General features: G+C 41.2%; 19 protein-coding genes and 1 pseudogene. 8 read left to right on the forward strand and 12 right to left on the reverse strand.

Translation table 11 applies throughout. From position 1 onward, the window contains the following. Window positions 1–4 precede the first annotated feature (4 nt). The 11 genes from atpG to aroQ form a co-directional block, all read right to left on the reverse strand. Entirely contained in the window at window positions 5–868 is an 864-nt protein-coding gene (gene atpG / locus FD729_RS04855; RefSeq protein WP_159932159.1) for a F0F1 ATP synthase subunit gamma, read from the reverse strand. 50 nt (window positions 869–918) lie between these two features. Beyond that, window positions 919–2,460, reverse strand: a complete 1,542-nt coding sequence (atpA, locus tag FD729_RS04860; protein ID WP_159932160.1) for a F0F1 ATP synthase subunit alpha — start codon at window positions 2,458–2,460, stop codon at window positions 919–921. Window positions 2,461–2,478: 18 nt separating this feature from the next. Further along, complete coding sequence (gene atpH / locus FD729_RS04865) at window positions 2,479–3,012, reverse strand: F0F1 ATP synthase subunit delta (protein WP_159932161.1); 534 nt, start codon at window positions 3,010–3,012, stop codon at window positions 2,479–2,481. Next, window positions 3,005–3,502: a F0F1 ATP synthase subunit B gene (gene atpF / locus FD729_RS04870; protein WP_159932162.1), complete on the reverse strand. Its 498-nt coding sequence runs from the start codon at window positions 3,500–3,502 to the stop codon at window positions 3,005–3,007. Before atpF ends, atpH begins: the two co-directional genes overlap by 8 nt. A gap of 110 nt (window positions 3,503–3,612) precedes the next feature. Next, a complete protein-coding gene (gene atpE, locus FD729_RS04875) occupies window positions 3,613–3,852 on the reverse strand; it encodes a F0F1 ATP synthase subunit C (RefSeq protein WP_159932163.1) in 240 nt (79 codons plus the stop codon). Window positions 3,853–3,898: 46 nt separating this feature from the next. Then, complete coding sequence (atpB, locus tag FD729_RS04880; RefSeq protein ID WP_159932164.1) at window positions 3,899–4,717, reverse strand: F0F1 ATP synthase subunit A; 819 nt, start codon at window positions 4,715–4,717, stop codon at window positions 3,899–3,901. A 913-nt stretch (window positions 4,718–5,630) separates the two neighbouring features. Continuing rightward, on the reverse strand, window positions 5,631–6,260 hold the full coding sequence (rsmG, locus tag FD729_RS04885) for a 16S rRNA (guanine(527)-N(7))-methyltransferase RsmG (RefSeq protein WP_159932165.1): 630 nt from the start codon (window positions 6,258–6,260) through the stop codon (window positions 5,631–5,633). A 38-nt stretch (window positions 6,261–6,298) separates the two neighbouring features. Beyond that, window positions 6,299–8,191: a tRNA uridine-5-carboxymethylaminomethyl(34) synthesis enzyme MnmG gene (mnmG, locus tag FD729_RS04890; protein WP_159932166.1), complete on the reverse strand. Its 1,893-nt coding sequence runs from the start codon at window positions 8,189–8,191 to the stop codon at window positions 6,299–6,301. Between the two features lie 2,004 nt (window positions 8,192–10,195). After that, window positions 10,196–11,545 carry an acetyl-CoA carboxylase biotin carboxylase subunit gene (accC, locus tag FD729_RS04895; protein ID WP_159932167.1) on the reverse strand — a complete coding sequence of 450 codons (1,350 nt, stop codon included), beginning with the start codon at window positions 11,543–11,545 and terminating at the stop codon, window positions 10,196–10,198. A 14-nt stretch (window positions 11,546–11,559) separates the two neighbouring features. Beyond that, a complete protein-coding gene (accB, locus tag FD729_RS04900; protein WP_159932168.1) occupies window positions 11,560–11,982 on the reverse strand; it encodes an acetyl-CoA carboxylase biotin carboxyl carrier protein in 423 nt (140 codons plus the stop codon). Window positions 11,983–12,003: 21 nt separating this feature from the next. After that, window positions 12,004–12,456, reverse strand: a complete 453-nt coding sequence (gene aroQ / locus FD729_RS04905) for a type II 3-dehydroquinate dehydratase (RefSeq protein WP_159932169.1) — start codon at window positions 12,454–12,456, stop codon at window positions 12,004–12,006. A 1,416-nt stretch (window positions 12,457–13,872) separates the two neighbouring features. On the opposite strand from aroQ, the gene mreB reads away from it, so the two are divergent. The 8 genes and pseudogenes from mreB to aaeB all read left to right on the forward strand — a co-directional run bounded on the left by mreB (window position 13,873) and on the right by aaeB (window position 23,803). Then, window positions 13,873–14,916, forward strand: a complete 1,044-nt coding sequence (gene mreB, locus FD729_RS04910; protein WP_159932171.1) for a rod shape-determining protein MreB — start codon at window positions 13,873–13,875, stop codon at window positions 14,914–14,916. A 150-nt stretch (window positions 14,917–15,066) separates the two neighbouring features. Then, window positions 15,067–15,966 (forward strand): annotated as a pseudogene (gene mreC / locus FD729_RS04915) (rod shape-determining protein MreC); the annotation flags it as partial. A gap of 20 nt (window positions 15,967–15,986) precedes the next feature. Then, complete coding sequence (mreD, locus tag FD729_RS04920; protein WP_159932175.1) at window positions 15,987–16,475, forward strand: rod shape-determining protein MreD; 489 nt, start codon at window positions 15,987–15,989, stop codon at window positions 16,473–16,475. A gap of 313 nt (window positions 16,476–16,788) precedes the next feature. Continuing rightward, a complete protein-coding gene (gene rng, locus FD729_RS04925; RefSeq protein WP_159932177.1) occupies window positions 16,789–18,258 on the forward strand; it encodes a ribonuclease G in 1,470 nt (489 codons plus the stop codon). 344 nt (window positions 18,259–18,602) lie between these two features. Beyond that, window positions 18,603–20,048 (forward strand): metalloprotease TldD, encoded by a 1,446-nt coding sequence (gene tldD / locus FD729_RS04930; protein WP_159932179.1) that lies wholly within the window; start codon window positions 18,603–18,605, stop codon window positions 20,046–20,048. A 622-nt stretch (window positions 20,049–20,670) separates the two neighbouring features. Further along, entirely contained in the window at window positions 20,671–20,874 is a 204-nt protein-coding gene (gene aaeX / locus FD729_RS04935; RefSeq protein WP_159932181.1) for a p-hydroxybenzoic acid efflux pump operon protein AaeX, read from the forward strand. Window positions 20,875–20,881: 7 nt separating this feature from the next. Then, window positions 20,882–21,817 (forward strand): p-hydroxybenzoic acid efflux pump subunit AaeA, encoded by a 936-nt coding sequence (gene aaeA / locus FD729_RS04940; RefSeq protein WP_159932183.1) that lies wholly within the window; start codon window positions 20,882–20,884, stop codon window positions 21,815–21,817. 12 nt (window positions 21,818–21,829) lie between these two features. Continuing rightward, on the forward strand, window positions 21,830–23,803 hold the full coding sequence (aaeB, locus tag FD729_RS04945; RefSeq protein WP_159932185.1) for a p-hydroxybenzoic acid efflux pump subunit AaeB: 1,974 nt from the start codon (window positions 21,830–21,832) through the stop codon (window positions 23,801–23,803). A 214-nt stretch (window positions 23,804–24,017) separates the two neighbouring features. Here the strand turns inward: aaeB and argR are convergent, their stop codons facing one another. Then, a complete protein-coding gene (gene argR / locus FD729_RS04950; protein ID WP_159932187.1) occupies window positions 24,018–24,488 on the reverse strand; it encodes a transcriptional regulator ArgR in 471 nt (156 codons plus the stop codon). Between the last annotated feature and the right edge of the window lie 141 nt (window positions 24,489–24,629).

Genomic DNA, 24,629 nt, shown 5'->3' on the forward strand with positions numbered 1-24,629 from the left:
TTAATTAAACTGCGGAGGCTCCTGAAACAATCTCGGTAAGTTCCTGGGTGATACTAGCCTGACGTGCTTTATTGTATACTAAATACAGTTCCTTGATCAGATTCCCACTATTATCCGTCGCCGATTTCATTGCTACCATACGTGCAGCTTGTTCACTGGCTAAATTTTCCACTACACCCTGATAAACCTGTGATTCTACATAACGACGGATCAGGGTATCCAGCAATACTTTTGGATCTGGCTCGTACAAGTAATCCCAAGTTTTTGCCTTTGTTTCTTTTCCATCTACTATCGGTAACGGTAGTAATTGGGTAATGGTTGGAATCTGAGACAGAGTATTGTTGAATTTATTGCTAACGAGATAGAATTTATTGATTCTACCTTCATCATAAGCCTGTAACATCACTTTCACTAAACCGATTAATTCGGATAATGAAGGTTTGTCTCCTATACCAGTTACTTGAGCTAAAATATTCCCTCCTACGGAACCGAAGAAAGCTAGACCTTTGGAACCGATAATAGCTAAATCGCTCTTTACAGCTTTATCCGACCAAATTTTCATATCTGCTAGCAACTTTTTAAACAAGTTAATATTCAAGCCACCGCAAAGCCCTCGGTCAGTTGAAACAATCAAATATCCAATACGCTTAATTTCACGTTCTTCCAAGTAAGGATGTTTATATTCCAGATTACCTAACACAAGGTGACCAATCACTTTAAGCATAATATCTGCATATGGACGGCTAGCCTCCATTCTTTCCTGCGTTTTACGCATCTTGGAGACTGCAACCATCTCCATTGCTTTAGTAATCTTCTGTGTATTTTTTACGCTTTCAATCTTGTTACGTATCTCTTTTGCTCCTACCACTCTCCTCTCCTCGAAGCTTTTGCCTGCCTTTTGAGGCAAGTTATCCGTAATTACCAAGCCTGGGTTGTTTTAAACGTATCAAGTAGATTTTTCAATTGTGCTTCAATTTCGTTGTTGTAGTTACCAGTTTGGTTAATTTCCTGTATTAGCTGATCGTAATCGCGATCTGCAAATGCTAACAACGCTGATTCAAAATTAAGAATTTTCTCTGATTCGATGCTGTTCAAGTAGCCATGTTCGGCAGCAAATAACACTATTCCCTGATGTGCAATGGACATTGGGGAATACTGTTTTTGCTTTAAGAGTTCAGTTACTTTCCGACCGTAGTGCAGCTGTTTACGAGTTGCTTCATCTAAATCGGAAGCGAATTGCGAAAATGCTACTAATTCACGATACTGCGCCAACGCAGTACGGATGCTACCAGATAGTTTCTTGATGATACTAGTTTGTGCAGCACCACCAACACGTGATACAGAAATACCGGGGTTCACCGCTGGACGAATACCGGAGTTAAACAGATTTGACTCTAGAAAAATTTGACCATCGGTAATAGAGATAACATTAGTAGGAACAAATGCAGAAACGTCTCCCGCCTGGGTTTCAATAATCGGCAGCGCAGTTAATGAACCAGTTTTACCTTTTATTTTACCATTGGTAAAACGCTCAACGTAGTCAGCGCTTACGCGTGACGCTCTTTCTAGCAGACGGGAGTGGAGATAGAACACATCCCCGGGAAATGCTTCACGGCCAGGAGGACGGCGGAGAAGCAGAGAAATCTGACGATAAGCGATAGCCTGTTTGGATAGATCGTCGTAAACAATTAATGCATCTTCACCACGGTCACGGAAATACTCCCCCATAGCACATCCAGAGTAAGGTGCTAGGTACTGCAGGGCAGCAGATTCAGATGCAGATGCGACTACTACGATAGTATTCGAGAGAGAGCAGTGCTCCTCTAATTTACGTACGATATTAGCAATAGTAGAGACCTTCTGACCAATTGCAACGTAAATACACTTAATACCAGAGTCACGCTGGTTGATGATAGCGTCAACCGCCAGTGCAGTTTTACCAGTCTGACGATCACCTATGATCAACTCGCGCTGACCACGACCGATTGGAATCATAGCATCGATAGATTTATAACCGGTCTGAACTGGTTCGTCAACTGACTGACGCTCAATAACGCCTGGCGCAATAATTTCAACCGGTGAAAAGCCATCATTGTTGATCGAGCCTTTACCATCGATTGGAGTACCCAAGGTATTTACTACTCTTCCCAGCATCCCACGACCAACTGGCACTTCTAGAATACGGCCAGTGCACTTAACCTGCATTCCTTCGGAGAGATCAGTATACGGCCCCATAACTACAGCACCGACGGAATCACGTTCAAGGTTAAGGGCGATAGCATAACGATTATCCGGCAGGGCAATCATCTCGCCCTGCATCACATCAGCTAGGCCTTGTACACGAATAACACCATCACTTACAGAGACAATAGTACCTTGATTGTAAACTTCGCTTACGACATTAAACTGGGCAATGCGCTTCTTGATCAGTTCGCTGATTTCAGTGGAATTCAATTGCATATGCTTGCTTTAGCCTCCTTAAGACTGCAAGACGTCTGCCAGACGCTCAAGGCGGCTGCGTACGCTGCCATCAATCACTATATCACCCGCATAGATAATCATTCCTGCCATCACAGATTTATCAACTTTATAATTTATCTTCACTTTGCGTGATAGACGTTTTTCCATAGCGGAATTAATTTTACTCAGCTGGCTGACGTTCAGGACACTAGCAGAAATCACCTCAACTTCCATGATCGCCTCATAAGCGTTACGCAATTGAATAAAATGTTTTAATACAGCTGGAAGCGTTGCTAACCGTCCGTTTTCAGCCATTACCTTGATTAGATTTTGACCATATTTATCTAATTGATCCCCGCAAACAGCAATAAATAAAGACGATAATACGTGTGGTACCTTGATGACGGAGATCAGACTCGCCATTTGTTCGTTACGTGCTACACTATCAGAAAACGTCAGCATATCTTGCCAGGGTTTAATTCTTTTCTGCTCGATAGCAAAGTCAAAAACTGCTTTGGCATAGGGGCGAGCTGCAGTCATTAGTTCAAACATTCGCCCCTCCTCTTGATAATTCAGCAACTATTTTATTGATAATGTCACTATTAGTAGCCTCATCTATTATTATGGAATGTTCGATGATCTTTTCAGCTCCAGCTATTGCTAATAACGCAACTTGCTTACGTAGCTCTTCTTGGGCACGTCTACGCTCGGCATCTATTTCTTCCTGCGCCTGCGCTATGATGCGGTTACGTTCCTTCTGGGCTTCAGTTTTTGCTTCATCAAGAATCTGAGTACGACGCTTGTGTGCCTGCTCAATAATAATTTGAGCCTCTTCTTTAACTTTTTTCATCTGATCGGTCGCTTGAGCCTGTGCGAAATCTAACTCTTTCTTCGCACGCTCAGCAGAGGCAAGCCCTTCAGCAACTTCTTTTTGGCGTTTTTCAATTGCACCTATGATCGGTGGCCACACGTACCTCATGCAGAATGTAACGAAAAGAAGGAATGCGATAGCCTGACCGAAAATTGTTGCGTTAATGTTCACAGCACAATGCCTCTAATTAATTCATCTGACTTTTCAGCGGAAAATGGCAGAATAATTGCCCATTACATAGCAACAACTCCCTCTATATAATGCACAAAGAGACTCAGGATTTAGGCAACGGCAAACATAACATAGAGACCTAGACCAACAGCGATCATCGGAATTGCATCTACTAGACCCATTACAACAAAGAACTGCGTACGTAGCAGAGGGATCAAATCGGGCTGACGTGCAGCACCTTCTAAGAATTTACCTCCAAGGATACCGATACCGACCGCAGCACCGATTGCCGCCAGACCCATCATCACAGCGGCAGCCATGTACAACAGATCCATATTCAGGTTTTCCATGACAGTCTCCATTTTGTTTTAGTTAAATACTGAGTATTAAAAATAATTAATGGTCTTTAGATGCTATCGAAAGATAAACAATCGTTAGGACCATAAAAATGAAAGCCTGTAACGAGATGATGAGGATGTGAAAAATAGCCCACGGCACATTCAGCACCCACTGTGACCACCACGGTAACAGACCGGCAATAAGGATAAAAATCAGTTCACCCGCATACATGTTGCCGAATAGTCGCAGACCGAGAGACACTGGTTTCGATAGCAAGCTAACACCTTCAAGGATAAGGTTGATGGGGATGAAAATCGGGTGATTAAAGGGTTGTAATGTTAGCTCTCTCGTAAGACCTCCTAAACCTTTCATTTTTATGCTATAAAACAGAATTAAAATAAATACGCCCAATGCCATAGAAAGTGTAATATTCACGTCAGCGGATGGTACAACACGTAGTGACAATAGGCCCAGCCAGTGCTCACCTATATATGGTAACAAGTCGATAGGCAGCAAATCCATAAAATTCATTAGAAATACCCAGACGAAAATCGTTAACGCCAAAGGAGCAATAAGTTTATTTTTACCGTGGTACATATCACGTACATTGCTGTCAATAAAATCGACGACTAGTTCTATAGCAGCCTGCATTTTCCTTGGTACACCGCTGGTAATGCTTTTTGCCACTTTATGGAACAAAACTAAAAAGATCAATCCTAGCAACAGAGAGAAAAACATGGAATCGACATTTAATACCCAAAATGTTGCAGGAGCGTTGTGAGCATTGACTAGCTCGAACGTACGGAGATCCATCTGAAGATGCGTTAAATGGTGACCAATATACTCTTGTGGAGTCTGGATTTCTCCTGCAGCCATAATATCTTTTACCCTTTATTATATTATTTATAACTGGTTGCGCCAAAACCTGCACTCTTATAGAAAACGGGACAGACTGGTCCTCCCTACAAGCGCTAAGCTAAAAACATAAAAAACGCTTATCGTCAAATAAGCCATGATCCATATTTAAGCGCATAGCATGAAGCTCCAATGAACATCTTTGCAGTGTAAAGTGTTACACTCATGACTATATTAATAATTAAATAAATATCTTAGCATTAACCTAGGCGAACTTTACTTTCTAAATAATAATTTAGATTAGCTTCGAATAATCTCATCATAATGAGTATGCCATATGTTTGGCCTACACCTTCTCATTCAGTTAGGGTACACAACAAAAGCTACTTAAATTATACGGATCACACCTACGATTTCAATCCGTAAGTAGCGAAAAAGTGAATAATTGGTTCATTCATTTCTCATGAACTGTCCTTCTAAAGATTACTAGTAATCTAACTAAACTGAACAAATGAAATTTACTATTTACCCTCCTCATATTGTGCACTTCTCACTTTGTTGTGAGATTTAAAACAAATGATAAAAAAAAGCATAAATCAAATGACAATACATTTGATTTATGCTTAATCTGCATTGCTTTATTCTAAATCTGCAAAATTGTGGATTGATAGAACAGAGTGAGGGGGAAAATACGAATTTAAGCTTGTTAACTTCGACATGTTGTCCGGCATTATTTATTATCTACTCTCGTTGTTGGCTATTAAGTATAATCTTTAATGAAGAAAAATGTAAATTAAGCGTTAAATAAAATAGAGTTTTTTAGATAATTTCTACGAGTATTACTCATATTGCTTAGAGATCTTCATGACCAAAATCGAAGCCTAATATGGAACCAAATACTTATTTTAATCAGTATATATACTAATGTTTACAGTTAAACACGGCTATTATCGCGTGTAAGCACTATCAGATGACGTTTACTTTTTAGTTTTGGGACATGTAATTCTTCAATAGAAACAAGACGAACACCAACTGGTAAGCTGGCAATCTCATGATCTGGACGGGCACCTTTTAGAGCATAAAAATACCCCTGCACTGAGGGTAGGTGATAACACCATTTTACCATATTTTGTAAAGAGGATAAAGCGCGGCTAATAACACCATCAAACTTAATTTCAGAAGTAAATTCCTCTATTCTACTTTGCACAGAATGAATGTTATGCAACCCTAGCTCGTATTGTACCTGACGTAGAAAGCGCACACGCTTACCCAAGCTATCAAGTAGGGTGAAATGTGATTGAGACAGCATAATTGAAAGAGGTATGCCAGGAAGGCCCGCTCCGGTACCGACATCAATAAAACGTTCGCCCTTAAGGTAAGGAGCTATTACGATACTATCAAGAATATGACGTATCAGTATTTGCTGTGGATCACGTACTGACGTTAAGTTGTAGGTATTATTCCACTTATCTATCAAGTTAACATAGGCTATCAACTGCTCTTTTTTTTGAGAGTTAAGCGAAATATTAGCTAATTTGAGCAGCAAATTTAGTTCTGTTATCATAGATAAATCAAGTCATCGGAAATGAACAGGATCGCACCCTATTTTAAGTTAAAAGATTTTGCGTAGTATTTTTTTAGGTAAATTAATAAAATCGAAATTGCTGCTGGTGTGATGCCAGAGATACGTGACGCTTGCCCGATAGAAGACGGCTTGTAATCATTAAGTTTAGCAATTACCTCATTCGATAGACCACTAACATGACGATAATCTAGGTCAGCCGGCAGTGAAATATTTTCATTACTCTTCTGTCTATTAATTGCATCTTGTTGTCGAGCTATATAGCCTTCATATTTAATATGAATCTCAACCTGCTCAGCTGCCTGTGTATCAGCCATCACTGGGCCAAAACCAGGTAGCGCAGTAAGGAGAGCGTAAGTAAGTTCTGGACGGCGAAGCAGATCTTCCCCATTCGTTTCTTTGCTTATAACAGATTTGAGCTGTGAATTCACTATTGCAATGTTTTCCGATTTCGGATGGATCCAAAGATTGCGCAGACGCTGATGCTCCCTTTCAATTGCCTCTAATTTTTGATTAAAACGTAACCAGCGGGCATCATCAACCATACCCAGCTCGCGACCTATTTCAGTTAAACGTATATCTGCATTGTCTTCACGTAGCGTCAAACGATACTCCGCGCGTGAGGTAAACATACGGTATGGTTCTTTAGTGCCGAGCGTGCAGAGGTCGTCTACCATTACTCCAAGATAGGCTTGATGGCGACGCGGCACCCAGCCTGCTTCGCCAGCGGACTGGCGTGCAGCATTAAGACCGGCTAACAGACCTTGAGCAGCTGCTTCCTCATAGCCGGTAGTACCATTAATCTGTCCCGCAAGAAAGAGACCATGAACATATTTGCTCTCCAAAGTTGGTTTCAGATCACGCGGATCAAAAAAGTCGTACTCAATGGCATAGCCTGGACGCACAATTTTTGCGTTCTTTAGCCCTTTTATTGAGCAGACAATCTGCATTTGCACGTCGAACGGCAGGCTGGTAGAAATGCCATTGGGGTAAATTTCGTTACTAGTTAGACCTTCTGGTTCGAGAAAGATTTGATGCGCATTACGATCGGAAAAACGCATCACCTTTTCTTCGATTGCTGGACAGTAGCGTGGGCCGATTCCTTCTATAATCCCTACATACATCGGGCTGCGATCAAGGTTATTGCGGATCACGGTATGAGTTTGCTCATTAGTATGAGTAATCCAACAGGGAACCTGCTGAGGATGCTGAGATACATTGCCCATAAAAGAGAAGACTGGACTTGGGTTATCTCCATACTGCGGTTTAAGCACTGAAAAATCTATAGTACGAGAATCAATACGTGGCGGTGTACCTGTTTTCAGACGGCTTACACGTAAAGGGAGCATACGCAGGCATTTAGACAGTGGAACTGAAGGAGGATCACCAGCGCGACCTCCACTGTAGCTATCCAGCCCGATATGAATCTTACCATCGAGAAAGGTTCCGACCGTTAGTACAACAGCTTGACTACGGAATTTCAGCCCCATTTGGGTCACAATACCGATAACACAATCGTTCTTAACAAGAATATTGTCAACCATCTGCTGAAATATCATTAGATTAGGCTGATTTTCTAGTGCATTCCGTATTGTAAGACGATATAGTGCGCGATCCACTTGTGCACGGGTAGCACGTACTGCAGGACCTTTACTGCTGTTTAGCATTCTAAACTGAATGCCCGCTTTATCGATTGCAGTGGCCATCAGTCCTCCTAATGCGTCCACTTCCTTTACCAGATGTCCTTTTCCAATACCACCAATCGCTGGATTACATGACATTTGCCCGAGTGTATCAATACTATGGGTTATTAAAAGAGTTTTTTTACCTATTCGAGCTGAAGCCATCGCAGCTTCGGTGCCAGCATGACCACCGCCGACTACGATCACGTCGAAAGGATCTGGATAGAACATGAAGTAGTACCTCTTTGCTAAACGAGCAGGAATCATCGCTTTGGGGGAGTAGATTCTAAGAAGATCTTGTGGAAAATAAAAATCATTATAATCCTCACCTTTTTTATAAAAAAGTGCCTTATTCTGTATCAGATCTTTTATTAAAATTGTATCTAGTTGTGGATAACAAAATTAATTGCTTATTTATTAAAATAATAAATGGGTTTACTTTTTGTGAATCACTAGCGATTTAATGTTGCATAAATTGAGACCAAAATGATAGGTAATATTTTTTGCGGAAAAACTAAGTAGGTATACTCCAGAGCATTACCGTGGTTGCACAGAAATTAATATATCTATCTACAGTAGATTGGTATCATCCCGATATCTCTATAATCTTATCAAGATTATATCTTGCTCAGTATCACTAGATAGTCAAGCGTTGCTCCTTAGGTTAAGATTATTAAAAGTAGATAAGAGTTACGTTTTACATTAGCTAGAGTGGATCGATATTCGCAGTCATACTGTAAGTATGAAAGTCATACTTTAAATATGATGCTGTGAATCCTTTTTGTTATTTTTCTTTATTTTTAGTTAGTTAATATACTGTACAAATGATAACGACAGCTCTGTGCGATTGATATGATTTACCGTATGCACAAAAATTTAATTCATACCATATTTTTTCATTTCTTACTCAGAATACCACAGTTGACACCCATTAACTATTCAGCACGGGGGTTTGGGTTACTACAAGTATATTCCTTATCATGTTTAGTAGTAGATTCTTTATTGCACCCACTACTAGTTCATAGAGATCAGGAACGTCCTGACTATTTAGTTGAGCTAAATAGTTATTTAGTGCCTACTTAATAGAAGTAGGCACAGGTTCTTGTGTAATCTGATCTTGTGAGTTAACGGCATAAATAATTAGTGAACTATCACGCTTTGCTGGGACATAGTTCTTTTAGATCCTTATTTCGTTTAAGCAAGATTTTTCGTGTTAAGCTTCCAACACCACCTACTTTTTATGTCACTGGCATCTTTCAATGACGTTTAATGTACGCTCCACTTGCTATTAGAAGGATGCGAAACAAGAATATACTTCACCTCTATCCTAGAGACAATGTCACAAAAAACAGACCCTAGTATTTAGATGATGCGAATTTTTTAGGAGAGCTATCCTCCACCATGAGCTACATAGCCTTTACCACGTGTTATCCCTCTTCTTTTCTAATCCAGCCCAAGACCGGTATACAGCCACTGCTGTATACCGGTCAGTTATATCGTATTTTCAATAATAGAAATAGTGACATTTTGCTTGATTGTCGATAGTGATTTATTCAGCTTTCTTGTGACCTTCTTGTTAAACGAATAAGGATAAGTTCGTTTATGTATCGTTATATCATCAAGGGTTGAATGCTATAGCATTCAACCTAATGAATAATTTTGAAGCAATTACAGTTTTCCATATAAAAATAAAAGCTAATGTAACCCTTATAGGGAAATAGGACATCCATTGTGGTGATGGATAATAGATTGTACGAAGTTTGGATATTGCAGCAACGCTTGATTTCATCTTATAGTAAATTTTACTGACAGCTTCTTACACTGATATATGATACTCTAAACTCAGAAGGCATATTAATGTGCATGGTAGCCATATTAAAGATCGCACTCAGCTGTTTACAAGGAGTAAACAGCCAGTATCGCCTCTATGCATGATAAACAATCAGAATTTGCTACTGACCCAGTCAGTCTTTTGGGTTATGAACTAATACTTCGATAACACCCGTTACCTTACATCTATTCTGCTTATTAGTAATACTGGACCACATAGATGATTTGATTAAGAATTATAAGTGGCTGATGTGAAATACTCATAAATAATACGCGAGTGCCGCCGTCCGTAAGACGATGATGTATCCTTGTCGTTTTGTTAAAAACACTACCACTATATTCGATATATAGCATGATGGTAGAGAATCTACGGTCATAAAAATCCCACTGTTATTCATGGTACTCTTACTTATTATATAGTCCAAGTTTTTTCTCTAGATAATGGATATTGGTACTGCCCTGTTGAAAATGTTTATCTGACATGATCCTGATCTGTAGATCAACGTTGGTCTTAATGCCATCGATGATTAGTTCCGCCAGCGCATTCTGCATGCGCGCGATGGCTACCTCGCGGTTTTCGCCGTAGCAAATAAGTTTACCAATCATAGAATCGTAGTATGGCGGTACGCTGTAGCCAGCATAGATGTGAGATTCCCAACGTACGCCAAAGCCACCCGGCGCGTGAAAACGCGTAATTTTGCCTGAGCTTGGCAGGAAGGTATGCGGATCTTCGGCATTTATACGACATTCAATCGCATGGCCGCGGATCACCATGTCTTCCTCCTTGATAGCAAGAGGCTGACCTGCAGCTATACGAAGTTGTTCCTTGAGTAGATCTACACCGGTTATCATCTCAGTAACTGGATGTTCAACTTGAATACGGGTATTCATCTCTATGAAGTAGAACTCTCCGTTTTCGTATAGAAACTCAAAAGTACCTGCGCCACGGTAGCCAATTTTGATACAGGCATTGGCACAGCATTCTCCGATGTAACGACGTAGTTCAGGAGTAATCCCCAGGGCCGGCGCCTCCTCGACAACTTTCTGGTGACGGCGTTGCATTGAGCAATCACGTTCAGCTAAATAGATAGCCTTACCTTGACCGTCTGCCAGAATCTGAATCTCGATGTGACGTGGATTCTCGAGATATTTCTCCATGTAAACTACATCGTTGTTGAAGGCCGCTTTAGCTTCCGCTTTTGTCATGTTAATGGATTGCTCGAGAGCTTTGGCATTGCGTACAACGCGCATTCCGCGACCTCCCCCTCCTCCGGAAGCTTTGATGATAACTGGATAACCGATTCTCTTAGCGATAGTATGGTTATACTCCATGTCGTAGCCTAGTGAACCATCAGTGCCGGGTACGGTCGGTACGCCTGCTTTTTTCATAGCAGTAATAGCGGAGACTTTGTCACCCATCAGGCGAATAGTCTCTGCTCTCGGACCGATAAAAATAAAACCGGAACGCTCAACTTGTTCAGCGAAATCAGCATTTTCAGATAGAAAACCGTAGCCAGGGTGGATAGCGACTGCAGCAGTAATCTCAGCTGCAGAGATCAGCGCTGGGATATTTAGGTAACTTTTTACTGACTGGGCTGGGCCAATGCAAACAGTTTCATCTGCCAGAAGCACGTGTTTTAGATCACGGTCTACGGTAGAGTGCACTGCTACAGTCTTAATACCCAGTTCTTTGCAAGCACGGAGAATACGTAAAGCAATCTCCCCACGGTTAGCAATGACAATTTTATCCAGCATAGTTGTTCGCCTCGCTATTCAATGATGATCAGCGGCTCGTCAAATTCAACGGACTGGCCGTTTTCTACCAGAATAGCTTTCACGACACCAGATTGATCGGCTTCGATCTGATTCATCATTTTCATCGCTTCAACAATGCAAAGTGTGTCGCCTGCATTAACTTTCTGTCCTATTTCAACAAAAGATTTAGCAGCCGGGCCTGGAGTACGATAGAAGGTGCCGACCATAGGCGAACGCACAATATGGCCGCTGACATCTTCAGCAGTTTTAGTAACTTCTACCTCCGGTGCTGAAAAAGCCTGCTGCGTGACTGAACAACCTACATTAGCGAGTGCACGACTGATACGAACGGACTCTTCTCCTTCAGAAATTTCTAACTCAGCAATGCTAGATTCTTCAACTAATTTAATAAGTTTTTTAATTTTACGCATATCCATGAGTGTGGTTCCTTACTCTGTTTAATTAGAGTGAGAAAGACGTTTTACTGCCGTTTGTAAGGCCCATGCATAGCCGTCAGCACCCAAGCCGTAAATCACGCCAGCAGAAATATCAGAAAAATAAGAGTAATGACGGAAAGGTTCACGAGCATAAACGTTAGAAAGATGTACTTCAATGAAAGGAATACTTACTGCCAAAAAAGCATCGCGTAATGCTATGCTGGTGTGAGTAAATGCAGCAGGATTGATGATGATGTAATCTACACTGCCTCTGGCCTCATGCACTTGATCAATAAGCTTATGTTCTACATTAGATTGCAAATGACTTAGTTTCACATCTAGCTTTTTTGCTAGTATGGTCAGATCACAAACGATCTTCTGTAAAGTAGTGTGACCATACTTTATCGGCTCACGTATTCCTAGCAAATTGAGGTTAGGACCATTTAAAAGCATAACGTGAAATTTATGTACCATTGTGTTGACATCCTACCGTAGTTATTGAGGGATCAAGAAAAATAACTTTCTACATTCCGTTTGTCATCCATCGTAAAGTACAATAAGACCAGGACTTATATCAATTTTAGAACAAGATAGATACCAGCAGATATCGGTTTTTTCTACAAAATAGATTAGGTGTTTTCTAACACATATTGTCCTACTAAAAATTTCTGTAAACATATAATTTAATGAGATAGAAAGTGATGGAACTTTTTTAATCCTACCCCTACAACGGTAGGGCATAAATCCGAATTAGGTCGAAAGCATTTTCTCAACTTAGAGATAGTAAGTGAGCGGATAATAGCTGCCAGTGTCAGCAAAATTACTTAAGTTAAGATAACTAGTTTGAGATATAGCTGCCTGTCGCCTAGCTAGCCACATAGCAAGTACATGTTGTAGCCCAGCTTGTAGATGTTAAATACAGTAGTATTAGCAAATGTAGAGAGTCAGATACAGAGGTATAGGCTGGATAAGAACCAGTATAATTTTAGTAAAACTGTACCTAACAATAGCGTTGGTTTTAGTTTTATTTTGCCTGTAAAGTACCCGATTTTCTATACTAGTTTAGTGCTCCATTATCCTAACTCATTTCTATAAAATCAGGTAACCTTACGTAAATAAGAAGGTGGTTAAGGTCTAGTGCGGCCTTTAATCAGTTATTCTAACTTACTTTAATGTCAGTAATATCCAAGAGTTTATTTTGTAAATCGAGCGAATCGAGCAAAAAAAGAAGATTTTTATTTAAATGTCCTTAAGCGAGTTTATAATCTTGTCCTATTAGGACCTTTGTCCCATACGCTACGGACATTTGGTTCTCTTATAACTTGATCAGATGAAATAAATCATGTTAAGTAACATATATGTTGGTTAATTATTGCATCAATTTTTGATTCAATCAATCAATCTCTTTCTTGGTGTCGTGCTCAACATCCATAAATTTACGAAGTCACTTCCTTTGTTCAGAGTTTGATAGGGAAGCATGTGAATCAATCTAGAACTATGTTCTCAATATAGCAGGATCAGAGATGCATATTAAGGATGCATATTAAGTCAAATTATAAATTCTGAGAAATTTAGGTGAGCGAAGTAATTCCTTTTTTAGCAAAAGGGTTAAAGGTGAATCGCAGGGACGAAATCACTATAAACTGGTGGTAAAAACATTAAATTTTGTATAGAAAAGTCGTAGTAAAATACACTAAATCAACAATCAAAACTAAATAATATCGCCGTTACGCATTGATTAGTTTCTCGTTAATGACCACATAAAAATCCAAATTAGTCTATTTTTCACCAAAATAGATTTTTTTTGCGCCTTGTAGCAACTTTGTATGGTTGATAAAGTAGGCGCATTTTATTTTCCGCTCTCCAGTTTGTAGGATTATCCTTGATATTATGTTTAAAAAATTTCGTGGCATGTTTTCCAATGACTTGTCCATTGACCTAGGTACCGCGAATACCCTGATTTATGTAAAAGGACAAGGCATCGTGCTGAACGAACCTTCTGTTGTTGCTATACGACAGGACCGTGCTGGTTCTCCAAAGAGTGTAGCGGCCGTTGGTCATGATGCAAAACAGATGCTTGGTCGTACACCAGGTAATATTGCAGCAATTCGTCCGATGAAAGATGGTGTCATTGCAGACTTTTTCGTCACAGAAAAAATGTTACAATACTTTATTAAACAAGTACACAGTAACAGTTTTATGCGTCCTAGCCCGCGCGTGCTGGTATGTGTGCCAGTCGGTGCGACCCAAGTAGAGCGGCGCGCAATTCGTGAATCTGCGCAAGGTGCAGGCGCACGTGAAGTCTTTCTGATTGAAGAGCCGATGGCTGCAGCAATTGGTGCAGGCCTGCCAGTTTCAGAAGCGACGGGCTCAATGGTCGTGGATATCGGCGGAGGTACTACAGAAGTGGCAGTGATTTCACTGAATGGCGTAGTTTATTCTTCCTCTGTTCGGATCGGAGGTGACCGCTTTGATGAAGCTATTATTAACTATGTTCGACGTAACTATGGTTCGCTGATTGGTGAAGCTACCGCTGAGCGTATCAAGCATGAGATCGGTTCAGCCTATCCGGGGGACGAAGTGCGTGAAATAGAGGTGCGCGGTCGTAATTTGGCAGAAGGCGTGCCGCGCGGTTTTACGTTGAATTCTAATGAAATTCTTGAGGCGTTACAGGAGACGCTGACTGGTATTGTCAGTGCAGTGATGGTGGCACTAGAGCAATGTCCACCAGAACTGGCATCCGATATTTCTGAACGAGGTATGGTACTGACCGGCGGTGGAGCACTGGTGCGCAATTTGGAACGTCTGCTCATGGAAGAAACTGGCATTCCAGTGGTTGTCGCAGAAGATCCGCTAACCTGCGTAGCACGTGGTGGTGGTAAAGCATTGGAAATGATTGACATGCACGGCGGTGATTTATTTAGTGAAGAATAATTGGCTGTAATTAACTGTTACATAAGTAGACTTATGTAGGGAGTAGTTTAGGAAACTTTCACTGCAAGTGGTGGCTCAAGAGTGTCCATCCCATGGAAATACAACTGTAGAGGGATTTCCTTACCTGTTGCAGAGGAAAATGTAGAATATATGAAGCCGATTTTCAACAGGGGACAGTCCCTGCAGTTGCGCTTGTTTTTAGCTGTGTTAGTAGCAATAGCGATTATTATTGCAGATAGTAGGTTGGGATCATTTACCCAAATTCGTAAATATCTAGATACATCAGTTAGTCCTTTTTATTTCTTAGTCAATAGTCCGCTACGACTTCTTGATGATATCTCTGGTTCTTTGGCATCGCGCCAACAGCTTGAACGAGAAAATAAAGCCCTACAACATGAGCTTTTTCTGAAAAATAGTGACTTACTGATGCTGGGGCAATATAAGAAGGAGAATACCCATCTACGAGAATTGCTAGGTTCACCGTTACGTCAAGATGAATATAAAATGGTGACACAAGTGATCTCCACCGGAACCGATCCATATACCGATCAAGTAGTGATAGATAAAGGCAGCATTAACAGCGTTTATGAAGGTCAGCCGGTTATTAGTGATAAAGGAGTAGTCGGTCAGGTGATAGCAGTAAGTCAGTTGACTAGTCGAGTTTTGCTAATTTGTGACGTATCACATGCGTTGCCAGTTCAGGTTCTGCGCAATGATGTTCGCGTTATAGCGTCGGGTAATAGCTGTACTGAGGATCTACAGTTGGAGCATGTGCTGGGCAATATTGATATTCGCGTCGGTGATATTCTGGTAACTTCTGGCCTAGGTGGTCGCTTCCCAGAGGGTTATCCAGTTGCGGTAGTATCTTCTGTTAAGGTGGATAGACAGCGCGCTTATACCGTAATTCAGGCACATCCAACCGCCAATTTACAGCGTTTACGCTACCTTTTACTACTGTGGAAGGTGGATAAAAACCGTAATACGCCGATGAAGCCGCATGAAGTGCATCATATAGCTAATGAACGTTTGATAAATATCACACCGCAAGTGTGCTTGCGTGAAGGCCATCCTTGAGTCGATATCGCAGCCAAGGTCGTTGGGTTATTTGGCTGACTTTTCTTGTTGCCCTCGTATTACAGATTATTCCATGGCCTGAACAAATTTTGATTTTTCGACCATCATGGATCCTACTTGTTTTGATCTATTGGGTATTAGCACTGCCGCACCAAATTAGTGTTGGTACCGGTTTTATATTAGGTACCATGATGGACCTAATAGCAGGATCTACTCTTGGGGTACGTGCTTTATCGCTAAGCATCATTGCCTATTTAGTTACCTTCAAATTTCAGATTTTCCGCAACTTGGCGTTATGGCAGCAGGCGTTAATAGTGATGGTACTATCACTAATAATGCATGTAATTATATTATCGGTAGAATTTTTAATAACTAACGCCTCATTTCGTATAGAAATTTTCTGGTGCAGCGTTATCGATGGGATTCTTTGGCCTTGGCTATTTTTACTTATGAGAAAGATTAGGCGTCATTTCGCCATTCAGTAAGGAATATTATGTTATTCCGTTATTTAAATTCTGGTCCACCGCGTATGTGCTTTTTGATCACGAGCGATTGCTCACCTGTTTAGTATAGATGTATATGACGTTTCTGCTGTTAGGCATGATAGATATGGCTGATTATATCGCTATCGGTAAGCTCATTAACAATGCCGGGGCATATAGAATTTAGAGCATAGGTGGAATCTTTGTCTGTAAAATTACTAGAAGCTATGACGTGGTTGTCGAATTGCCGTTGGTTGAAACAAAAGAGTAAGTTATTCAGCCATTTTCAGTCACTGCGTGCCGTAAAGGGGATAACATGACGGCTGAATTGCTGGTCAACGTTACTTTTTCCGAGATGCGAGTTGCCTATATTAACGGCGGCATTTTGCAGGAGATACATATTGAGCGCGCGGCGCAGCGCGGTACAGTCGGCAATATCTATAAAGGCCGCGTCAGCAGAGTATTGCCTGGCATGCAGGCAGCATTTATAGATATCGGTCTGGAAAAAGCTGCTTTTTTGCATGCTTCGGATATTACGCCACATACAAAATGTTTCACAGATTATGAGAAAAAAAACTTTCTTGTACGGGATATCGTCGATCTGGTACGTCAAGGTCAGGACCTGATGGTACAGGTAGTGAAAGATCCGCTTGGGAATAAGGGCGCGCGCCTTACTACCGATATCACGCTGCCGTCGCGTTATTTGGTTTTTATACCTGGTGCTTCTCACATTGGCATTTCTCAACGTATTGAGAGCGAAAGCGAGCGTGAGCGCTTGAAAGCGGAAGTAGCTGACTATTGCGACGATATCGGGTGTTTCATTATTCGTACCGCGGCGGAAGGCGTCGACGAAAAGGAACTGGCGCAGGATGCCATATTTTTGAAACGGCTTTGGATGAAGGTTACCGAGCGTAAAAAACGTAACCAAACTTGTTGTTTACTGTACGGCGAACTTGCATTGGAACAACGTATCCTACGAGATTTCGCAGGTGCGGCGTTGGACCGTATTCGCGTTGATTCTCGATTAACCTACGAACTGTTGTTGGAGTTTACGCACGAGTATATCCCGGAAATGGTCAATAAGCTGGAGCTGTACTCCGGGAAACAGCCGATTTTTGACTTCTACGATATTGAGAATGAGATCCAACGTTCACTGGATCGTAAGGTTGCATTAAAATCAGGAGGATATCTGATCATCGATCAAACGGAAGCAATGACCACTATCGACATTAATACGGGAGCATTTGTCGGGTACCGCAATCTTGATGAAACTATCTTTAACACCAATATTGAAGCAACGCAGGCGATTGCAAGACAGCTACGGTTACGCAATCTTGGTGGGATTATTATCATCGATTTTATCGATATGCGTAATGATGATCACCGTCGTCGCGTACTGCATTCTTTGGAGATGGTACTGAGCAAAGATCGCGCCAAGACCGGAATCAACGGCTTTTCGGCATTGGGATTGGTGGAGATGACACGCAAACGCACTCGCGAAAGTATTGAGCACATATTGTGTGAACATTGCCCAATTTGTAAAGGACGTGGCATGCTAAAAACCGTAGAGACTGTATGTTATGAAATTATGCGTGAAATCTTGAGAATTCATCATTCCTATGATTGCGATCGTTTTTTGATTTATGTCTCTCCAGAGGTTGGCAAGGCGCTGAAAAATAATGAATTGTATGCTCTAGCAGAGGTAGAAATTTTCATCGGCAAACAAGTCAAGTTACATATCGAACCGTTCTATATTCAAGAACAATTCGATATTGTAATAATATGAAATTATTTGCTTTTTGGCAGTTTAAAAAAACAAACATGCTTATAATAATGGCAATGATTGAAACACAGCTTCATACTCACAATAACTTTCTGTTAGATAATAGTTTAGTCAGATATATCCATTTTTTCTATTGTGGAATAAAATCTCCTTAGAGGCTAGTTATGATGAGCTCTAAATAAAGTAGATACTGTACAAGTAGTGCAAAGAAGAGAAGATATGAATTGGCAACCTTTAGGGCATTACAGCAGGTTAGTGAAATCTAACTACATCATCGCATAGGGCTCATAAGTTCTGTCGCCTGATGAGTGTAAGACTTTATCCGAGTATAAAATGAGCGAGAAAACATGACTTTGAACCTGGTAAGGGAGCAGTTACTAACTGCTAACAATATCAATCAGCAGGACCTATTTTCCGTATTAGAGAAACTCTCAGAACGTTGTCTAGATTATGCTGATCTCTATTTCCAGTCTAGCTTCCATGAATCCTGGGTACTGGAAGATAAAATTATCAAAGATGGTTCTTGGAATATAGATCAGGGCGTTGGTGTACGCGCTATTAGCGGTGAGAAAACAGGATTCGCCTACGCCGATCAAATTACTTTGCATGCGTTACGCCAGTCGGCAGAAGCAGCGCGCAGCATTGTAAAAAAACAAGGGAATGGTAAGGTACATACCCTTTCAGAGGTGATGCATCGTGCGCTCTATCAACCAGTAAATCCGCTCGATAGCATGACACATGAAAACAAAATCTCTCTACTGCATCGCGTAGATAAAGTGGCGCGCAGAGCAGATTCACGCGTACAAGAGGTTAACGCAAGCCTGAGTGGCGCCTATGAGCAAGTACTGATTGCAGCTACTGACGGTACATTGGCTGCAGATGTTCGTCCGCTAGTACGTTTCTCCATTAGTGTACTGGTAGAGGATCAAGGCAAACGCGAGCGTGGCACTTGTGGCGGCGGTGCTCGCGTGGGATATGAGTTTTTCTTCGCCGATGAAAACGGCGAAGTACGCGCTGATGCTTGGGCAAAAGAAGCGGTCCGTATGGCATTAGTCAATCTTTCTGCGGTCGCTGCACCAGCGGGTACCTTACCGGTGGTGCTTGGTGCAGGTTGGCCTGGGGTACTGCTGCATGAAGCGGTCGGTCATGGCCTAGAAGGTGATTTTAATCGTCGGAAGACCTCAGTCTTCAGCGGTAAAATAGGCCAACTAGTGGCTTCAGAATTGTGTACCGTGGTGGATGATGGCACGCTAGAAGGATTACGTGGTTCACTTGCAGTTGATGATGAAGGCACACCAGGCCAATGTAATGTTTTGATAAAAAGTGGCGTATTGAAAGGTTATATGCAGGACAAGCTCAACTCACGCTTGATGGGCTTACTGCCGACGGGCAACGGCCGGCGTGAATCTTATGCGCATCTACCGATGCCGCGTATGACCAATACTTATATGTTAGCGGGTAAGTCGATGCCGCAGGAAATTGTTGAAAGCGTCGATTATGGACTCTATGCTCCAAATTTCGGCAGTGGTCAGGTAGATATTACCTCTGGTAAGTTTGTCTTTTCTACTTCGGAAGCCTATTTCATTGAAAAGGGTAAAGTGACTAAGCCGGTGAAAGGTGCCACTCTGATAGGTTCTGGTATTGAGGCGATGCAACAAATCTCTATGGTTGGTAACGATCTATCTTTGGATAAAGGCGTTGGCATCTGTGGTAAAGAAGGACAGAATGTGCCTGTCGGTGTGGGCCAGCCTACTTTGAGACTAGATAAACTCACTATAGGGGGTACTGCTTAATAGAAATTTCCATTATTTAGGTAAGGGGTATACTAAAGAACAAAAATGTCTAGTGTAGGACACCTTAGGCTTTGCGTATTTTGGTCAATCTTTCTTACCTGCATTAGACGTTTTATTAAATGGTAGTTTATTTTTACAACGCGAAAAAAGCATTGATCTCTCCTACTTTAGTTAGGACAAGGCCGAGTAAGCTGCGATTGATTAAGTAATTTTAAACTCAATCTTATCTTCTATTTCCCTAACTGTTCACTGATAAAGACGAAGCTATCGCGTGTGGTAGCAACAAAAAAACCTAATTCAACCACTTTGTTAAAATACCACACCTCTTAGTGTTTTATTATGTACTCTAGCTACTAATTGATTCAGTGTACATTTTTTACTAAAAAATTTAGTCATGAGAGTTACTATACAGGTATTAAGTATTTCTCAGTGATTCTCTTTTGAGAGAATGTTTCCAAGCTCTTAAGGTGAAAGCGCCGTTGCTGCTTAATGAAGCACTATTATTTAGCCAGTATGCATTCGAATATTACCTTCCAATATTTATTGGGCATCATCAACCTGATACAGAGTACGTCCGGGCAAATTAAGCATCATCTCAGCAAAGCCAAATTAAGGATTCATAATGAATGTTCTTCCAATTTTTGTTGTGTTTGGGCTTTCATTTCCACCTATTTTCATTCAACTAATAGTTTCATTAATGTTATTCTGGGTGGTAAAACGCCTACTGATACCGAGTGGGTTTTATGATTTTGTATGGCATCCAGCTCTTTTTAACGTGGCGCTATACTGCTGCATATTTTATCTAATATCTCGTCTATTCATCTGAGGTTTAAGTGAAATCGCTAATAAGAAAAATCGCGTATTACGCGATTACTCTACTGCTAGTTAGCATTGCTGTACTAATCATCTTTCGAGCTTGGGTATTTTACACTGAGTCACCGTGGACACGTGACGCTAAATTTGCTGCAGATGTCGTGGCTATTTCACCGGATGTAACAGGTTTGATTACTGAGGTACTAATACATGACAATCAACTGGTGAAAGAAGGCGATGCTTTGTTTGTCGTAGATCGGCCACGTTATCAAAAGGTACTAGATCAAGCACAGGCTGATGTTAAGTACTACCAAACTCTGGTCAGCAAGAAACGTCAGGAGGCAGAACGTCGTAACCATTTAGGCATCTCGGCAATATCGTGTAAAGCGTTAGACCAATCGAACAGCGATTTGCAAACTAGCGAATACCAACTGGAGAAATCTATAGCTACGCGTGATCTAGCAAAGATTAATCTAGATCGTACAATTATTACTGCACCATCTGATGGTTGGGTGACTAATCTCAATGTTTATAAGGGAGAATTCATTACCCGCGGATCAGTGGTGGTAGCGTTAGTAAAACAGCGTTCCTTCTACGTGCTAGCTTTTCTTGAAGAAACTAAGCTTAATGGTATTAAGCCGGGTTATCGCGCGGAAGTGACACCTCTCGGTAGTAATATGTTGCTATGTGGTACCGTAGACAGCGTTGCGGCTGGTGTCACTAATAGCAGCATCTCAGTGGACAGTAAAGGTATGGCAACCGTCGATTCCAATCTGGAATGGGTACGTCTGGCGCAGCGTGTGCCCGTACGAATTCATCTAGATCGACAGTTTGGCAATCGCTTTCCGGCAGGCACCACCGCAACCGTAGAAATTACCGCCCAGAATGGCTGTGTTGATAATACCCAAGTTTCACCGATGACGCTACTCCTGAAGCGTCTGCGTGAATTTGGTTAAGTGGGAAATAGTATGATTGAGTTTTTACGTTTTCCTTTAAAGCTCACTTTTGCACTAATAGCAGTATTAATGATTGGGTTCTACCTCAATCTTGAAATGCCTCGTTGGGCAATGATGAGTGCTAGCATTGTTGCTGGAGGCACTGCTTTTTTTGCTGGAGGAGATCCTTATTCAGGTGCACTAAAGTATCGTAGTATTTTGCGTATTACTGGTACCTTTATCGGCTGTGTTGCCGCCCTAACTATTATAATTACTGCGGTGCGAGCACCGCTAATAATGTTGCTACTCTGTTGTATCTGGACAGGTATTTGTGTCTGGCTTTCCTCGCTTATCAAGGTTGAAAATTCTTACGCGTTAAGCTTAGCAGGTTACACTGCAATGATTATGGTTATGACTGCCGATGCCAGTGGCAGTAGTGGCTTGATGTTGGCACCGCAGTTTGCTGTAGAGCGTTGCAGTGAGATCGTGCTTGGCATACTCTGCGCCATTTTAGCTGATATAATTTTCTTGCCACGATCCATCAAGGAGATGATTGATGATGAAGTTGATTCGCTGTTGGTAGCACACTATCGGCTGTTACGGCTGTGTATTACGTATGGAGATAAAAAAAAAGAAGAAGTGTACAAAGCTTGGAGCACGCTAATACGTAGTACTATGGGGCTCAGCACCATGTACAGCCAGTTAATGATGGAATCTTCACGTTGGCAAAAAGCAAACTGCCGTTTGCAAATATTGAACACCTTATCTCTGACCATGCTTACCCAAGCGGTAGAAACATTTTTAATCCAGGATTCATATCCTAAATATATTCCGTTGCGTTATTATTATTTGCTGGTAGAGAAGGATGTGAAAACAGTTTCGGACGTGCATAAGCGTATAAAGGTGATGCGCAGGATGGGTAGGGCTAGCAAAAACGGGGAAATAGCCATGCTACTCAATAATTGGGTTAGCACGGCGACAGAGTACCTATTGCTAATAAAAGGGATAAAAAACAACAGTAGAATTACCATGATAGAGGAGAGCATTCTTAAGCGAGAAGAAGTAGTTATGCGGGCACACTCCGCCGAAACACATTACGCAATGATCAATGGTCTCCGTACTTTCGTCTCTACTACGCTTGCTTCTTTGTTTTGGTTTTATACTGGTTGGACATCCGGCAGTGCCTGTATGGTGATGTTGGCGGTGATCACAGCGCTAGCGATGCGCGTGCATAATCCGTTAATGATGGCGAAAGATTTTCTCTACGGTATGACTGTAGCAGTACCTCTAGGCGCTCTATATTTTATATATGTACTACCAAATACTCAGCAAAGCAAAATGCTACTCTGTATCGTCATTGGGCTACTTGGCTTTATGGGCGGTATTTTTGTGCAGCGCCGTCAGCTCGGAACGCTTGGTGCCTTAATTGGCACCATTAACGTGCTAGTACTGGATAATCCCATGCAATTTGAGTTTAACGTCTTTCTTAATAATGTGCTAGGACAAGTGATTGGTTGTTTTGTAGCGATGATGGTTATCCTATTAGTACGAGACAAATCGAAAGTGCGTACTGGACGTAAGCTACTCAACCATTTTATGTATACCGCTATTTCATCTATAACAAATAACCAAGCACATAGTCGCCAAAATCATCTTCCAGTACTTTATCAACATCTCCTTATACTGTTGAACTTGTTTCCCGGCGATATTGATAAATACCATATTGCTCTGACTATTATTGTCGGCCATTATCGACTACGTAATTCAGATATACCAGTCAATGCCGAAATTTTAGCATTTCACCGGCACCTGCAATATACTGCACACCATGTAATTTCAGCTTACAGAGATGATAAAAGGAGTTATTATTTTCAACGGCTTTTAGAAGATTTAGAAGTATATCAAAAGAAGCTATTGCAGTATGAAGCACCGCTTGGCGTCATTGAACTAGTGAAGATTCTTGCCGATATACTTAATAAGTATTACGATACCTTCGTCCATATCTGAAGGTATGGATTGTGGTAAGTTTAGATAAGTAATTTTATAAATAGGTAGAACTAGTATTCTAGGAAATCTAATAGAAAGTAGAGATGGTTATTTATTTTTTTATATAAGCTTGAGTATGTAGTATAAAGTAGTATGAGTTATGACATAATATAACAATATAGATAAGAAAGAAGTAGGGAAGGGTGGTATCTACCATTAGTAAGCCAGCATAGGCTTAAAATTCCTGTTCGAAGAGCATTAAAATAGCATCATGAAGTTGCTTGACAGTAAAGGCACGAGTGGGAGTGATAAAGATTGTGTCATCTCCTGCGATTGTACCGAGAATGCCTTCTGCTTTACCTAAAGAGTCGAGTAGACGAGCAATAAGTTGAGCCGCGCCAGGACTAGTGTGAATTACTACCAGTGCATCACTATAGTCGATATCTAGCACCAGATTTTTCAAGGGACTTGTGGTAGTAGGCACACCAAGTTCCGTAGGAAGACAATAAACCATTTCCATTTTGGCATTTCGCGTACGTACCGCTCCAAATTTAGTCAGCATGCGAGAGACTTTTGATTGATTGATATTTTCGAAGCCTTCTTGCTGTAGCGCATGTACAATTTCACTTTGAGAGCTAAATTTCTCTTGTTTTAGCAAACTTTTAAATAATTTAATCAAATCTTCTTGTTTTAATGGATTTCGCATAAGTTACCAGTAATGGGAGAAAAATTTCCGTCGTTCGCCGACAGACCGCAGATACATCATTGTGCATATGAATAAAGTGTTACGCAATCAGGCAATAAAAGAGTGGAGTCTCGTCGTAGTTACGAGTGTAATATACAATAT

Source organism: Pantoea sp. Nvir (assembly GCF_009829915.1).
Taxonomy (GTDB): Bacteria; Pseudomonadota; Gammaproteobacteria; order Enterobacterales; family Enterobacteriaceae; genus Pantoea.

What these genes read in the sequence shown, in the direction of transcription:
- atpH (WP_159932161.1), bottom strand. Translation starts at nt 3,012, where the DNA reads ATGTTTGAACTAATGACTGCAGCTCGCCCCTATGCCAAAGCAGTTTTT.
- accC (WP_159932167.1), bottom strand. Translation starts at nt 11,545, where the DNA reads ATGCTGGATAAAATTGTCATTGCTAACCGTGGGGAGATTGCTTTACGT.
- aroQ (WP_159932169.1), bottom strand. Translation starts at nt 12,456, where the DNA reads ATGGTACATAAATTTCACGTTATGCTTTTAAATGGTCCTAACCTCAAT.
- mreB (WP_159932171.1), top strand. Translation starts at nt 13,873, where the DNA reads ATGTTTAAAAAATTTCGTGGCATGTTTTCCAATGACTTGTCCATTGAC.
- mnmG (WP_159932166.1), bottom strand. Translation starts at nt 8,191, where the DNA reads ATGTTCTATCCAGATCCTTTCGACGTGATCGTAGTCGGCGGTGGTCAT.
- accB (WP_159932168.1), bottom strand. Translation starts at nt 11,982, where the DNA reads ATGGATATGCGTAAAATTAAAAAACTTATTAAATTAGTTGAAGAATCT.
- atpA (WP_159932160.1), bottom strand. Translation starts at nt 2,460, where the DNA reads ATGCAATTGAATTCCACTGAAATCAGCGAACTGATCAAGAAGCGCATT.
- aaeB (WP_159932185.1), top strand. Translation starts at nt 21,830, where the DNA reads ATGATTGAGTTTTTACGTTTTCCTTTAAAGCTCACTTTTGCACTAATA.
- tldD (WP_159932179.1), top strand. Translation starts at nt 18,603, where the DNA reads ATGACTTTGAACCTGGTAAGGGAGCAGTTACTAACTGCTAACAATATC.
- rng (WP_159932177.1), top strand. Translation starts at nt 16,789, where the DNA reads ATGACGGCTGAATTGCTGGTCAACGTTACTTTTTCCGAGATGCGAGTT.
- aaeX (WP_159932181.1), top strand. Translation starts at nt 20,671, where the DNA reads ATGAATGTTCTTCCAATTTTTGTTGTGTTTGGGCTTTCATTTCCACCT.
- atpB (WP_159932164.1), bottom strand. Translation starts at nt 4,717, where the DNA reads ATGGCTGCAGGAGAAATCCAGACTCCACAAGAGTATATTGGTCACCAT.
- atpE (WP_159932163.1), bottom strand. Translation starts at nt 3,852, where the DNA reads ATGGAAAACCTGAATATGGATCTGTTGTACATGGCTGCCGCTGTGATG.
- argR (WP_159932187.1), bottom strand. Translation starts at nt 24,488, where the DNA reads ATGCGAAATCCATTAAAACAAGAAGATTTGATTAAATTATTTAAAAGT.
- rsmG (WP_159932165.1), bottom strand. Translation starts at nt 6,260, where the DNA reads ATGATAACAGAACTAAATTTGCTGCTCAAATTAGCTAATATTTCGCTT.